The organism is Streptomyces sp. CBMA156 (assembly GCF_014596515.1).
Lineage (GTDB): Bacteria > Actinomycetota > Actinomycetes > Streptomycetales > Streptomycetaceae > Kitasatospora.
In genome coordinates this window covers 1-14420 of the sequence record NZ_MSJQ01000195.1, presented here as the reverse complement: position 1 = coordinate 14420, position 14420 = coordinate 1, and the positions used below count along the sequence as shown (strand labels likewise).

General features: G+C 73.7%; 10 protein-coding genes. 3 read left to right on the top strand and 7 right to left on the bottom strand.

The features are described 5' to 3' along the window. Window positions 1-5 precede the first annotated feature (5 nt). Window positions 6-296 (bottom strand): DUF1330 domain-containing protein, encoded by a 291-nt coding sequence (locus BU198_RS16105; RefSeq protein WP_188297533.1) that lies wholly within the window; start codon window positions 294-296, stop codon window positions 6-8. 229 nt (window positions 297-525) lie between these two features. Here BU198_RS16105 and BU198_RS16100 point away from each other — a divergent pair, with 229 nt between their 5' ends. Further along, a complete protein-coding gene (locus tag BU198_RS16100) occupies window positions 526-741 on the top strand; it encodes a DUF397 domain-containing protein (RefSeq protein WP_188297532.1) in 216 nt (71 codons plus the stop codon). Here BU198_RS16100 and BU198_RS16095 read toward each other — a convergent pair. After that, on the bottom strand, window positions 729-959 hold the full coding sequence (locus BU198_RS16095) for a nuclear transport factor 2 family protein (RefSeq protein WP_188297531.1): 231 nt from the start codon (window positions 957-959) through the stop codon (window positions 729-731). The genes BU198_RS16100 and BU198_RS16095 overlap by 13 nt on opposite strands. Window positions 960-1418: 459 nt before the next feature. On the opposite strand from BU198_RS16095, the gene BU198_RS16090 reads away from it, so the two are divergent. Further along, on the top strand, window positions 1419-1706 hold the full coding sequence (locus BU198_RS16090) for a DUF6879 family protein (protein ID WP_411293199.1): 288 nt from the start codon (window positions 1419-1421) through the stop codon (window positions 1704-1706). A 221-nt stretch (window positions 1707-1927) separates the two neighbouring features. On the opposite strand, the gene BU198_RS16085 is transcribed toward BU198_RS16090, so the two are convergent. Genes BU198_RS16085 through BU198_RS16075 form a run of 4 tightly spaced genes read right to left on the bottom strand, consistent with a single transcriptional unit; the run spans window position 1928 to window position 7757 of the window. Continuing rightward, entirely contained in the window at window positions 1928-2281 is a 354-nt protein-coding gene (locus BU198_RS16085) for a nuclear transport factor 2 family protein (protein WP_188297530.1), read from the bottom strand. A gap of 24 nt (window positions 2282-2305) precedes the next feature. After that, window positions 2306-5794: a carboxylic acid reductase gene (car, locus tag BU198_RS16080; protein ID WP_317620149.1), complete on the bottom strand. Its 3489-nt coding sequence runs from the start codon at window positions 5792-5794 to the stop codon at window positions 2306-2308. Next, window positions 5791-6987, bottom strand: a complete 1197-nt coding sequence (locus BU198_RS42190) for a cytochrome P450 (protein ID WP_223244457.1) — start codon at window positions 6985-6987, stop codon at window positions 5791-5793. The genes car and BU198_RS42190 overlap by 4 nt, the downstream gene beginning before the upstream one ends. Window positions 6988-7016: 29 nt before the next feature. Next, window positions 7017-7757 carry an oxidoreductase gene (locus BU198_RS16075; RefSeq protein ID WP_262987041.1) on the bottom strand — a complete coding sequence of 247 codons (741 nt, stop codon included), beginning with the start codon at window positions 7755-7757 and terminating at the stop codon, window positions 7017-7019. A gap of 370 nt (window positions 7758-8127) precedes the next feature. Between BU198_RS16075 and BU198_RS16070 the strand changes: the two genes are divergently transcribed. Further along, a complete protein-coding gene (locus tag BU198_RS16070; RefSeq protein WP_188297527.1) occupies window positions 8128-9216 on the top strand; it encodes an NADH:flavin oxidoreductase in 1089 nt (362 codons plus the stop codon). Between the two features lie 67 nt (window positions 9217-9283). Here BU198_RS16070 and BU198_RS16065 read toward each other — a convergent pair. After that, the coding region (locus tag BU198_RS16065; RefSeq protein WP_188297526.1) for an SDR family NAD(P)-dependent oxidoreductase at window positions 9284-14420 on the bottom strand (5137 nt) is incomplete at its 5' end.

Sequence of the window (14420 nt, the reverse complement as noted above, 5' to 3'; positions counted from 1 at the left end):
GCCGTCTAAACGCCTTCGACGATGCGGAAGTCGCGCTCGACGCCGTCGGACAGGACGAGCAGCGCCTGCTGGTAGGCCTCGCTCGCGTGGGCTGCGACGGCCTGTTCGAAGCTGTCGAACTCGATCAGGACGACGCGCTCGGCGACGCCGTCGTCGTGAGCGACGGTCCGCCCGCCGCGGACGAGCACCCGTCCGCCTCCGGCCTTGACGGCCGTAGCGGCCAGCTCGTTGTAGGCGGCCAGCTTCTCGGGGTCGGATATGGTGCGGTAGGCGCTGACCCAGTAGCCCTTGGCCATGAGAACCTCCAGTGTTCGGGACGTGCACGTCTGACGCCGGATGCACTGCTGCGGGCGAGCGTACCCCTACCCCTGCGGCAACAGCGGCCCGATGTGCTCCCACAGGCCGTCATCGACCTCCCGGGGCCGGCGTGTGCTCTTCACTTGGTGTACTCGGAGAGCCTTGACAGGGGCAACTTGAGCGACGATCCGGCCGTGCTGATCGCCGAGGTGTTGGAAGGGTTCGGAGATGATGCGGAACGAGTTCGATGTGGCCGGCTGGCGCAAGAGCAGCTACAGCGGCCCGGATGGCGGCGACTGCGTCGAGGTGGCCGCCGGCGTGGTCGACTCCGTCCCCGTGCGTGACTCCAAGGATCCCGACGGGCCGATGCTCGTCTTCCCAGTCGCGGCGGGGGGTTCCTTCATTGCCGCGGTCCGGGAGGACGAGTTCCGTCACACCTCGTAAAGGTACTCCTCGGGCTCGGGGATCAGGCCGTCCTCGAAGCGGAAGTACACGCTGGCGTGGACCTGGCTCTCGGTGCCGTCCTTGGCGACCAGGTGCAGGATGTGCTGCTGAAGTACCTCTCCCGGTTTGTCGAAGCGGCGCACGACCTCGAAGCGCAGGGAGTCGAGGGCGGCCAGGAACGTCGCGATGTGCTCCACCCGGGCGTCGATCGGCGGCACCGCGGGGTCGATCCGTTCGGTGGCGGCGGTGGCTGCGAGGAGGCACGCGCGAGTATGGCCAGGGTGGTCCGTCGGTGCCAGGAGGTTCAGCGCCGGATCCGGTGCTCGATGCGCGGCTGCCCGGGAGTTCCCCTTCCGGCCCGCAGTGCCAGTGCGGGCCGGGAGGTGATGCGGGCACGTCGCGGGCCGGTCTGCCCGATGTGAACTGCGCTTACGAGCAGGGTGGTTGCGGCGGGGCCTGCCTTCGGGCCCCCGTGCGGGATGCAGTCACGTGGAAAGTCGGCGGGGCCGACTTCCGGTGCAGGGCAGTTGGCGGCGGAGGGGGCGGGCGATTCGACAATCATCACTCGGTCTGTGGTCGCCGCCCGGGCGCACGAGAAGTCGGTGGGGTCGACTTCTGGCGTTGGGTGGTTTGGGTGCGGCAGTGGGTGAGGGCGTACTTGAGGCGGGGGGCGGCGTGTGCGGGTCGTCTCCGAACCCCTCTCGGACTACCAGCGGATGGCGGTCGAGCTGGCCGACCCCACGGAACGTCTTCGGTGGCTTCCCCGCCGGCTCGTGTCGGCGCTGCCCTTGCCGGGGAACGACTGCCTGATCCGGGATGACCTGGTGGTCTTCAACCTCATCGGTGGAGACAACCAGCAGACCGACATCCAGTTCTCGACCGATGCGGACGTGGTCCGGTTCTGCAACGAGGCGTTCGAGCAGGCGTGGTCGCTCGGCGCCCCCCAAGGTGAGTACAAGCCGTAGCGACATGTCCGACCAGGAACCATCCGAGTCCGCACGGCGCGCTTTCGGGACCGAGCTCAAGGGCAGCGGCCTGTGCCGTCGAAGGGCAGACTCCAGGACACCGTCCGGCTGCACCGCCGGCGCGCGTTCTCCGGTCACCCACGACACCGCTCCGACCCGTTCGGCGCGGCCAGGCCGGCGCCGAACGCGTCCGACCGGGCGGTCCGGGAGGACCGCCTCCGTCACACCTCGTAGAGGTACTCCTCGACCTCGGCGATCAGGCCGTCCTCGAAGCGGAAGTACACGCTGGCGTGGACCCGGCTCTCGGTGCCGTCCTTGGCGACCAGGTGCAGGACGTGCTGCTGGAGCACCTCTCCCGGCTTGTCGAACCGGCGCAGGACCTCGAAGCGCAGCGAGTCGAGGGCGGCCAGGAACGTGGTGATGTGCTCCACCCGGGCGTCTATCGTCCGCACGCCGATTCCGTCGTTCTGCCACACCGTGGCGTCCGGCTTGCAGAGCTTCCGGAAGCTTTCCAGGTCGCGTGTCTCCAGGAGCCGCATGCTGGCGTCCACCGTCGCGCCGAGGTCGTGTCCCATGGGTGTCTCCGTCCGATAGGGGGTTCAGAGCAGGCCGAGGCCGCGCAGGTCGGTGACGTACTTGTCGGCCACCTCGGCCGTCAGCCTCGGTACGTCCTTGTCCGGCCCGATTCCTGCCGCCCGTACGGCTTCCCGAAACCTCGGGGCCGGCGCGGGCCGGTCCCGGCCCGGACGCTCGAAGGCGTGCAGCAGTGGCAGCACCGAGTGGGCGCGCTGCCGTTCCGGCAGGCCGCGCACCGCCGTGGTGAAGCGGGCGAACCAGTCACCGTGGTCGTCCACGCGCCGGATCGGGTGGCCCGCCTCGATCAGCCAGTCCACGAAGGTGTCCAGCGAGGCGCCGTCCTGGTGCGGGTTCGACGCGTTGTACGTCCGGTAGCCGTTCCCGGCGCCGAGCGAGGCGACCGCCTCGGCGAGGAAGTCGACCGGCAGCCCGTCGAGGTGCACAGGAGTGCCGCCGTGGAACGAGCGCGGCGCGATCCCGGTGGCCACGATGCTCAGCAGCAGCCGGGTGAGTACGTCGGGCACGTTCAGCTGCCCCGGGTAGGTGCTGTGCGGGAGGATCATGCCCGACCGGAACGTGGTGACCGGCAGGCCGTACCGCTCGTGCGCCTCCCGCAGCAGCACCTCGCCCGCCCACTTGCCGGCCGCGTACCCGTCGGCGTAGTTGCCGTCGAGGCCCCAGCGCGGGATGGCTTCCCGCACGTCGGCGTCCTCGTCCAGGACGGACGGCCCGGCCGTGCCGCGCACCGCCACCGTGGACAGGTAGTCGACCGGCTTGATCCGTCCGGTGAGCGCCAGCCGGATCAGTTCGGCGGTGCCCGCGACGTTGGGGCCGAACAGCTCGGCGTACGGCAGCACGTGGTTGACCAGGGCGGCCGGGTGGACGATCAGGTCCACCGACTCGGCCAACTCGCCCCACACCGCGGGCTCCAGGCCCAGGCGCGGTTCGGCGAGGTCCCCGGCGAGGACGCTCAGCGTCCCCGCCGCCGTCTCCCGGTACGCCTTCGACGCCTCGCCCCCGTCGTCGCCGAAGGCCCGGGCGAGCCGGTCGGCCGCGTCCGCGTCGGTGCGACCCCGGACGAGGCAGACCAGCCGACCCCCTGAGGGCCCGAGCCGGCGCAGCCACTCCAGGCAGAGGAAGCGCCCGAGGAACCCGTTGGCGCCGGTGAGCAGCACGGTCCGGGGCGGCGCCACCGGAGCGGCCAGCCCCGGTACGGCGGGCAGGGCCGGGGCGTCGATGAACCGGTCCGGGGTGAGGTCGCGGGCCCGGACCTCCGTCGCGCCGGCGCCGTGCACGGAGGCAGCGGTGGGCCGGGCGGGAGCGGCGTCGGCGCGCCGGGCCTCGACGTACGCCGCGACCCCGGCAAGGTCGGTGGCCGGGCCGATGACGACGCCGACCGGCACCTCGACGTCCAGCACCTCCCGGAGCAGCGTGCTGAAGGACAGCGCGGACAGCGAGTCGCCGCCCAGGTCGGTGAACCGGGCGCCCGGGTCCGTGCCGGCGTCGGCCCGGCCGAGGACGGCGCGCACCGCCAGGGCGACGGTCTCCCGGACCGGCAACGCGCCGCCGGTGCGGCGCAGTTCGCGCAGCTGCCGGGCCTGCTCCTCGGCGAGTTCGGCGTAGCGGCGCTCCAGGGCCTCGCCGTAGCGCTCCACGAGCTTGGGGCGCATCAGCTTGTGGCTGTCGGAGAGCAGGCCGTTCGCCGTGCCGAAGGGTTCGGTCTCGACCAGGAAGTCCCGGGGCACCTCGTACGGGTGGAGCCCGCTCTCCCTGGCCGTGCGTCGCAGTTCGCCGTCGAGCAGCCGCTTGAGCGTGCCCTGGTCGCCGTGGCTGTGGGCGACCGCCTCCGGGGTGGGCACCACCACGGCGAGCAGGTGGGAGCGCTCGCTGTTGCCGTACACGAAGACCTGCCGGACCAGCGGGCTGCCCAGGAAGACGCCCTCCAGCCGGGAGACGGTGACGAACTCGCCCTGGGACAGCTTGAGCACGTCCTTGGTGCGGCCGACGTAGACCAGCCGGTCGGGGGCGGGCTCGGCGAAGATGTCGCCGGTGTGGTAGTAGCCGTCCTGGTCGAAGACGCCGGCGGTGAGCTCGGGGCGGCGGTAGTAGCCGGGGATGGCGGCGCTCGTCCTGAGCAGCAGTTCGCCGCGCGGGTGCGGCAGGTCGGTGCGGTAGCAGCCAAGTTCGGGGACGTCGACCAGCTTGTAGTCGAGGACGGGCGGGTGCTGCACCACGGTGTCGAGCAGCACCCCGCCGGCCTCGGTGGAGCCGTAGCCGGTGTACAGGTGCAGGCCCAGACAGGACTCGACGAACTCCGCGACCTCGGCGGACAGCGGCGCCGTCCCGCAGAAGGCCTTCGCCACCCGCCCGCCCAGGACGGTCTCCCGCAGGTGCTGCTTCACGGCCGCGTCCAGGTCACCGGCCGGGTCCAGGCCGCCGGGCTCGCCGACCTCACCGGGATCGCCCGACTCGTGGGCCCGCCGGTCGAGTTCGCCGCGGTACTGCTGGAAGAGCATGTCGCACACCCGCGGCACCATGGTCAGCTCGGTGGGCCGGACCAGCGCGATGTCCTCGAACAGGCAGGACAGGTCGCTCCTGGCGGTGAAGCAGCCCAGGCCACCCCTGGCGAGGGTGCCCAGCACCGACATCCGGCCGGCCTGGTGGCTCTGCGGCATGTAGTGGACGACGACCGACGGCACGTCGGCGGGCCCGTAGACGAATCCCCACCAGGCGTTGCGGGTCAGCCGCTGCGGGTACATCGCGCCCTTCGGGGCGCCGGTGCTGCCGGAGGTGTAGAGGAGCAGGGCCAGCGTGTCCTCGCCGGGGCCGGGGACGCGCAGCGGGGGTTCCGGCAGCAGGGCGCCGCGTCCGGTCAGCTCGGTGAGCAGGTCCAGGACGGCGGCGCTGCCGGCCTCGGCCAGCCGGCGGCCCGCGGCCTCCAGGGCCTCGCGGTGGGCGGGCAGTTCGGGGTGGTGGTCGAAGACGACGAGGCGGCGGACGGACGGCTGCCCGAGCAGCGCGGCGACGGCGGTGTCCAGCCGTTCGACGCTGCTGGCGAGGACCACCGGCTCGGTCTCCGCGACGATCGGCGCCAGCTGCGAGAGCGGCGCGCTGGCGTGCAGCGGCACCGCGACCAGGCCCAGGTGGACGCAGGCGAGGTCGACGGTGGCGTAGTCGGTGCTGCTGAAGCCGAGCACGCAGATCCGCTCGCCGGGGGGCAGCCGGTACCCGGGCTCGTGGGCCCAGGCCCCGGCGAGGGCCCGCACGCGCGCCCACAACTCCCGGTAGCTGATGGTGTCGTAGCGCGGGAGGAGCTGCCCGGTCGTCGTGTCGCGGGCGCGTTCGCCGAGGGCGGGCCGGTCGCCGTAGGCGGTCATGACGGTCGCCATGATCTCGGCCGGGCTGGTGGCCGGATCGGCGAGCGCGGCCCGGACGGCCTCCGACTGCCCGGTACCGCCCGCCGCGTCCTGTCCCACCGCGTCCTGTCCCGCCCCGGTCGTGGCCGGGCTCACCAGGCGACCGGCAGGGCTTCCGCCCCGCGGATCAGGCGCTCGGTCCGCCAGCTGATCTGCTCCGCCGGCACGGCCAGGTGAAGGCCGGGCAGCCGGCGGACCAGCGATTCGATCGCGGTGCGCAGCTCCATCCTGGCGAGCTGGGCCCCGAGGCAGTGGTGCACGCCGTGTCCGAAGGTGACGTGCGGGGCCGGGGCGCGGTGGAAGTCGATCCGGTCCGGCTCCTCGAAGACCTCGGGATCCCGGTTGGCCAGGCCGAGTTCGGCGACCACCGCGTCGCCGGCGCGGATCTTCTGCCCGCTCAGCTCCAGGTCCTCCAGGGCGATCCGGGTGAAGCCGGCGGTGGCGCTGATCGGGACGACGCGGGAGAGCTCCTCCACGGCGGCGGGGATCAGGCCCGGGTCGGCCACCAGGGAGCGCCACAGCTCGGGGCGGCTCAGCAGGGTGTAGACGAAGTTGCCGATCTGGTTGGCGGTGGCCTCCTGGCCGGCGGAGAGCAGGCTGACCCCGAGGCCGACCAGCTCCTCCTCGGTGAGCCGGCTCTCCTCGCCCTCGACGGCGGCGAGTTCGCCGAGCAGGTCGGGGGTGGGCTCGGTCCTGCGCTCGGCGACCAGGCCGGCCAGGTAGTCGTTGAGGTGCCCGCGGTCGCGGTTGGACAGCTCGGGGTCGGAGAGCGTCAGCAGGCCGTCGACCCAGGAGTTGAACCGGTCGCGGTCGGCGACCGGCACGCCGAGCAGTTCGCAGATCATGGTGACCGGGAGCGGCCAGGTCAGGGCCGTGGTCAGGTCGGCCGGCGAGCCCGAGGCGATCATGGCGTCCAGCAGCTCGTCGACGATCTCCTGGGCGCGCGGCCGCATCGTCTCGACCCGGCGGAGGGTGAACGGGTTGGCCACCCGGCGCCGGAGCCTGGTGTGCTCGGGGGGATCCATGCTCAGCATCGACGTGCGGGGGAGGCCGGCCGAGACGGTGCGGGGCACGTGGTCGCCCACCGCCTCGGCCCGGCTGAACCTCGGGTCGGCCAGCACGGTGCGGACGTCGGCGTAGCGGGTGACCAGCCATCCGTCGCCGCCGAACGGCAGGCGCACCCTCAGCACGGGCTGTTCGTCGCAGACCTCCGCCAGCTCCGGGTCGATGTCGAGCCGGTGGGTCGGGCCGAACGGATAGGCGCGGGGCCCGTCGTCCGTCGCGCTCATGTTGTCTGTCCTTCCGGTCCCGGGGGCGCTCACAGTGCCGCGAGCCGCCCGCCGTCGATGACGAGGTTGCTGCCGGTGATCCAGGAGGCGCGCGGGGACACCAGGAACCCCACCGCCTCGGCGATGTCCTCGGTCCGCCCGATCCGGCCGAGCGGGATGCCCTCGGCCCAGTCCGCCTCCCCGGTCGTCCCGAGGTAGTCGGCGATCCCGTCCCTGGCCTCGTCCGCGCCCGGTGTCATGACGTTCCCCGGGGAGAGCGCGACGACTCGGATGCCGTCCGCCGCCAGTTCGGCCGACAGCCCCTTGTGGTAGACCTCCAGGGCGGCTTTCGCGGCGGCGTAGTGCAGGATCACCGGATAGGACGAGGTGGTGGCGATCGAGGACATGTGGACGATGACGCCGCCGCTCCCGCCGGAACGCATCGCGGGCACCAGCGCGGAATTGAGCCGGACCGCGGACAGGAAATTGATGTCCATGGTGAACTGCCAGTCCCGCTCGATGTCCAGCGCGCTCTGGAACGTCCGGCAGCCGCCGGCGTTGTTGACCACGATGTCCACGCCGCCGAGGATCTCCAGCGCGGTGCCGGCGAATTCGCGGACGCCGTCCGCGGTGCTCAGGTCGGACGGCACGAAGGTGGAGCTGGACGGGGTGTCCTCGGTCGGCTTGCGGGCGGTGGTGACGACGGTGGCGCCGTCCGCCAGCAGTTTCCGTGCGATGGCGGCGCCGATGCCGCGGCTTCCGCCGGTGACCACCGCGCGCTTTCCCGTCAATTCCCGGTCCATTCCGGTGCGTCGCCTTCCCCTGGTCGGAAATCCTGTCCGCGACGCTTTCCGGCAACGGGGGTGCATGGTCCGGTGTCGATTCGAAAGGGCGGCGCGGAACCACTGCGGACCACTATCCGCGACCACCTTCGACATGGTCAAGACGATTGTGTCGATGCAGTGCATCGCCTTGAGCGGTGCACCGGGCGGTGCAGGTTCGTGTGCGCGTCCCACTGGACTCCCGGATCGGCGGCGCCGATATAATCCCCGATTGTCGACGGTACGGGCGCGGAACATTCGCCCGAAGGAACTGCCGGCGTGGTTCGCAGGAAATCAACGGGGGAATCCGAACTGAATTCAAACGAAAGTGGGAGGAACAATGGCGGGCTTGGGAGAGCCGTTCACCGTGGGTGGCCTGACGGTCCGGAACCGGATCGTGATGGCGCCGATGACCAGGATGAAGTCCCCGGGAGGGGTGCCGGGCCCGGACGTCGCGGAGTACTACGCCCGCCGGGCCGCGCACCAGGTCGGGCTGATCGTCACCGAGGGCACCTACGTCGACCGCGCCGCAGCGCGGGCCTATGACGGGGTGCCGGACTTCCACGGCGAGCAGGCGCTGGCGGGCTGGTCCCGGGTGGTGGCCGGGGTGCACGCGGCCGGCGGCCGGATCATCCCGCAGCTCTGGCACACCGGCGTCCAGCGGCCGGGTACCGAGCCGCCCGCCGAGGGGCCGTCCGGGATCGGGCTGGACGGCAGCCCGACGGGGCGGGCCATGACCTGTCGCGACATCGACGAGACGGTGGCCTCCTTCGCCCGCGCCGCCGCGGACGCCCAGCGGCTCGGCTTCGACGGCGTCGAGGTGCACGGCGCGCACGGCTACCTGATCGACGACTTCCTGTGGAGCGGCACCAACCGCCGCACCGACGGCTACGGCGGCGACCCGGCCTCCAGGGCCCGGTTCGCGGCCGAGATCGTGCGGGCCGTCCGCACGGCGGTCGGTCCGGAGTTCCCGGTCTTCTTCCGGCTCTCCCAGTGGAAGGTCGACCACTACGACGCGCGGACCGCGGAGAGCCCGGAGGAGCTGGAGCAGCTGCTGACCCCGCTGGCCGAGGCGGGTGTGGACGTCTTCCACGCCTCCACCCGGCGCTACTGGCAGCCCGAGTTCGAGGGCTGTGAGCTCAACCTGGCGGGCTGGGCGCGCAAGCTCACCGGCCGTCCGGCGGTGACGGTCGGCTCGGTCGGGCTCGACCGCCAGTACGGCGAGGGCGTGTTCAGCGAGGGCTTCACCAAGCCGTCCGGGCTGACCGGCGTGGAGGGGCTGCTCGACCGGCTGGAGCGCGACGAGTTCGACCTGGTCGCCGTCGGCCGGGCGCTGCTGGCCAACCCCGACTGGGCGGAGCGGGCGCTGAACGGCGGGCTGGACAGGGCGGTGCCGTACGACCCGTCGGTGCTGGCGACGCTCAACTGACGACAGGCACCGACGAGGCCGGGCCCGCAGCACTCGCTGCGGGCCCGGTCTCCTTGCGCGTCCGGCGCTACCCGGCGGCCGACACCGCGCGGACGGCCGCCAGCCACTCGTCCGCCATCCGCCGGGCCGTGGCCCCCTCGAAGGCCCTGGTGTCGTACTTGAGGAAGGCCTTGTAGCCGTCGCCCTCCCGGTAGACCTCCAGGGCGAGCGGGTACTCGCCCGGGTAGGGCAGGTCCTCGAAGGTCCCGAGGTCCAACTCGTCGGGCCCGGCGGGCGATCCACCGGTGAGTGATCCGCCGGCGGGCGAGCCGCCGGTCAGCAGCTCGGCGCCGTCGAAGTTCTGGAACAGGAAGTTGGTCCGCACCAGCGGCTCGTCGCCGCCGCCCAGGGCCCGGCCGATCTCCGCCAGCGGGTAGGCGCCGTGCTCGATCCCGGCCACCACCCGGCGGTGGAGCGACCTGAGCTGCCCGGCGACGTCCTCCGGGGTGCCGACCGGGGCGGTGGCCGTGGACCGGATCGGCAGGCAGTTCGCGAACTGGCCGACCACGTCCTGGAACCGCTCCTCGTACCGCGCCACCGTGGTGACCCCGGCGATCAGGTCGTCCTGGCCTGTCCACCGGTGCAGGCACCGGGCGTAGGCCGCGAACAGCACGGTCGAGACGCTGACCCGGTGCCGGCGCGCCGTCCCGGCGACCTCGGCGGCCAGCTCACCCGGCACCCGGGCCACCACCACGTCGGCGTCGGGCAGCCGTCCCGGCACCGGCGGACGGTCGTACGGCAGGGCGAGCCGCCGGTCGGCGCCGGCCAGTTCCGTCAGCCAGTGGTCCCGGTGGCGCCGCCCGCGCGGGCCGGCCAGCAGCTCCTCCTCCCAGGCGGTGAACTCGCCGAACTCGGCGCCGCGCAGCCGCGCCCGGCCCCGGTAGGCGTCGCCCAGCGTGCGGACCAGCAGGGCCGTGGAGGTGCCGTCCAGCAGAATGTGGTGGGCGGTGACCAGCAGCAGGCGCCGGCCGTCGGGGAGCGTGACCAGGTGCGCCCGGACCAGCGGCCCCGCGGCCAGGTCGAAGGGGGCGCCGACCAGTTCGCGCAGCGCGGCCTGCCGGCCGGCCCTGGTGGTGGCCGTGAGAGCGACCCGCTCGAAGGACGGGCCCCGGGCCGGATCGACCTCCAGGTACGGCACGCCGTCCCGTTCGGTGATCACCGCGCCCAGCAGCGGGTGGATCGCGGACTGCTCCAGGACCGCGCGCTCCAGCGCGGCCTCGTCCGGGTCGCCGTGGACCTCGAAGAGGAGCGGCAGGTGGTAGGCCACGGAGTCCGGGCAGCGCAACTGGTCCCGGTACATGGTCAGCTGCCCGCTGGACAGGGCCCAGCGCCGCCCGGGGGCACCGGCCAGGTGGGCGCAGAGCGCGTCGACGCTCTCGGCCTCGAACAGCAGGGTCGGGGAGACGTCCTCGCCGAAGTGCTCGCGCAGGGCGTTGGTGAGCTGGAGGACGAGGATCGAGTCCAGGCCGTAGTCGGTGAGCGGGGCGGAGGTGTCGATCCGCTCGGCGGGGATGCCGAGGACGGTCGCGGCCTTCGCCAGGATCAGCGCGGCAGGGTCGGCCGGCGCCACCAGGACCGGTGCGGCGACGGGGGCGGCCTGCGCGGCGGGTGCGGGTGCGGGGACGGGGGCAGGGGCAGGGACGGATGCCGGTGCAGGTGCGGGCGGCGCCTCGGCGGTACGGGCCCTGGCGGGCCGGGCCGGGGCCGGGGCCGGGGCGGCCTCCGGCCGGCTTCCCTCCGGCACCAGCTGCCGGGACACCCCGTCGCTCTCCGCCGCGATGATCTGCTGCCCGAGCGGCAGCGCCCGGGAGAGCGGGAACACCACGGTGCGGAAGCCCTCGCCGGCCAGCACGTCCCGCCAGCTCTCGGGCGACAGCGCCGGCGAGCCGGGGATCCGCAGCGACCGGTCGTCGAACAGCCACCAGCCTTCGAGCAGGCCGAAGGTCACATGGCTGAACAGGTCGAACGCGGAGAGCTCGTTCAGCAGCAGCCACCCGCCCGGCCGCAGCGCGGCCTTGGCGTTGCGCAGGGTGTTGCGGGTGTCCCTGGTCGCGTGCAGCACGTTCGCGGCGATGACCAGGTCGAAGACGCCCTCGGGCACCTCCTGTCCGGACAGCGGCTGCTCGATGTTCAGCAACCGGCAGTCCAGGTACGGAACTTCGGGGCCGTAGGAGGCCCGGGCGTGGTTCAGGAAGGCCTTGGACACGTCCGTGTAGACATAGCGCTCGATGCTCTCCCGGTACGGCTGGAGGGCGGCGAACATCCCCACGCTGGTGCCGCCGGTGCCGGCGCCGATCTCCAGGATCCGCAGCCGGGCGCCCGGCTCCCGGCGCAGCCGGTCGGCGACCAGCGCGGCCGCGCTCCCGGCCATGGTGCGGTTGAACAGGTCGGCGACGTGGTTGTCGCGGTAGCAGCCCTCCACCAGCTCCATCGAGCCGCGCGGGAACATCACGTCGGTCGGCCGGGTGCGGCCGGTCAGGATCTCGGGCAGGGCGCCGAGCATGGCCGAGGCCAGCCGCAGCTCCGCCGCCCGGTCGGGGTCCGTGGACCACCGCTCGCACTGCCGCTCCCAGCGGGCCAGCACGAGGTCGGCGGGTTCGGCGGGCACCAGGACCCGCTGGGCGTGCTCCCACCACTGGGCGTACTGCGGCAGCACCGCCGTACGGTCGACGTCGGCCAGCTGCGCGGCGAGGACCTTGGCCAGCCACGGGTCCCGTTCGGCCCGCCGCCAGCGGACGACCTCGTCCAGGTCCGGGTCCGCCTCCGCCGTCGCCTCGTGGAGGCCGGAGCCGAGTCCGGAGCCGAGCCCGGAACCGGAGCCGGCCGGCAGCGCGCCGGTGTGCGGCGGGCCGGCCGGGGCGGGCGCGGAGACCCTGGTGGCGCGGTCGAAGTTGGCCAGGGTGTTGCGCCGGTCGGTCCGCACGTAGGCGAGCTGCCGTTGCGCGCCGCCCAGCAGGGCGTCCAGGGCGGCGAGCCCCTCCGGCGGTTCGATCGACACCAGGCCGACCCTGGTCATCCGCTCCCGGTAGAACTCGGAGGTCACGCTCCCGAGTCCGCCCCACCAGCCCCAGTTCATCACCCGCACCGGGGTGTCCCAGTGCTGCCCCAGGGCGTGGGCGTAGGCGTCGCTGAAGGTGCAGCCGGCCGCGTAGTTGCCCTGGCCGGCGGCGGTCGTGAAGGACTGCATCGAGGACATCAGGACCGCGAAGTCCAGCGGTTCGCCGTCGAACACCTCGGCCATCGCGGCCGTCACGTCGACCTTGGCGGCCAGGGCGGCCCGCAGGTCGGCCTCGTCCATCCGGGCGAAGGTGGCGTCCCGCAGCACCAGGGTGGCCTGGACGACGCCGTGCACCCGGGGGTGCTGGCGCCGGACCTCCGCCAGCGCCCGGCGCAGCGCGGCCGGGTCCCCGGCGTCGGCCTGGAGGTAGCGGACGTGCCCGGGGCCTCCGGCGGCGTGGATCCGCTCGGTGATCGCGGCGTCCTGCGCCCGGCGGCCGATCCAGGTGACGTGGGCGCCGTGGTTCCCGACCACGTGGCCGGTCCACGCCGCGCCCAGCCCGCCGGCGCCGCCGATGACGACGTACACGCCGCCGTCGCGGTACACCGGCCGCTCGGGGGCCTCGCACGGGGCCCAGCGGCGGGCCAGCCACTGACCGGTCCGCCGGACCCAGGAGTCGTCGGGGGAGTGGGCGGGCAGTGCGGTGAGGTCGGCGGGCCAGCCGGAGCCGTCCAGGTCGACCCGGCGGACAGTCCAGTTGCCGTACTCCCGGCCCAGCGAGCCGAACAGGCCGTGCAGCCCGGCGTGCGCGGGCTGGACCGCGTCGTCCGGGTGGGTGGCGAGGGCCCGGGTCGTCACCAGGGTGATGCCGAGCGGCCTGGCGTCGTAGCCGGCCGCGATCAGCGCCTTCACCAGCCGGAACGCGGCCACCACGCCGTCGTTCTGCGCGCCGGTGTACCCGGCGGCGTCGGTGGGCGCGAGCTTGGTCTCGGGCGCCGCCCACACCAGGTGGTCGATCGGGCCGAGGCCGCGCAGCGCGGCGGTGGCCTCCTCGACGGTCGCCGAGGCGGGCAGCGGCCAGCCGAGCGCGCCTTCGAGCGGGGACGGACCGCCGACGACCAGGACCCGGTCCGCGGCGGCGGGCACCCGGGGGTCGGTCGCGGCGATCGGGTCCCAGACCGGGGCGTAGAGGGCCGGCTCGACGGGCGCGCCGGTGTGCGGTTCCGCGGGTGCGCCGGTCGTGACGACGGGTGCCCCGGTGCGCGGTGCGGTGGCCGCCGGCGCGGTGGCCGAGGGCGCGGTGGTTGACGGGGCGACGGCCGACGGTGCGGTCCGGCGGGAGCTGTAGCCGGTCAGCCGGACCCGGACCTCGCCGTCCTCGTCCACCAGGTCGATGTCGAGCCGGCCGAGCGGCCCGGCCCCGATGCCCCGCACCACGGCAGTCATCGCCGGGGTGCAGGGGGCGAACAGGTCGAGCCGCTCCAGCGCGAACGGCACCGCGGTGTCGTGCAGTCGGGTCAGGTGCGCCGCCACGGTGGCCTGGATCGCCGAGTCCAGCAGGGCGGGGGCGAGTGCCCCCGGCTCGGCCGAGCCGGGCAGGACCAGCTCGGCGAGCACCGTGTCGGAGCCCACGTGCGCCTGCCGGATCGCCCGCAGGCTCGGGCCGTGCTCGATGCCCTTCGACCGCAGCGCCTGGTGGATCCGTTCGCCGGTCACCGTCTCCCGGCAGTCGGCGCGCAGGGCGGCGAGGTCCACCCTGGCCGGGCGCGGGGCGTCGGAGTGCGCCACCGTACCCTCGCAGCGGACCGTCCCGCCGGTGGAGATCTCGAACCGGTGGCCGCCACGGGCGGCGGCCCGCAGGCCGACCAGCACCTCGACGGGCTCCGCCCCGACCTCCAGCGGCTGTACCCACGTCACGTTGGTCATCCGCAGCCGGGTGCCGCCCAGCGCCCGGCGGGCCAGCTCCAGATGGGCGACGGCGGGCAGGATGTGCCGGCCCTGCACGACGTGGTCGCGCAGCAGGCCGTCCGTCCGGGCGAGCGTGACGCGGTCGCGGCCCGCCGAGGGCCCGTGCCGGTCCGGGGTGAACGGGTAGGTCGGCAGCGGGACGATCCGGCCGCGCGACGGCGCCGGGGCGTCGCCCGCCGGACGGGCGGGCGCGTCGCCG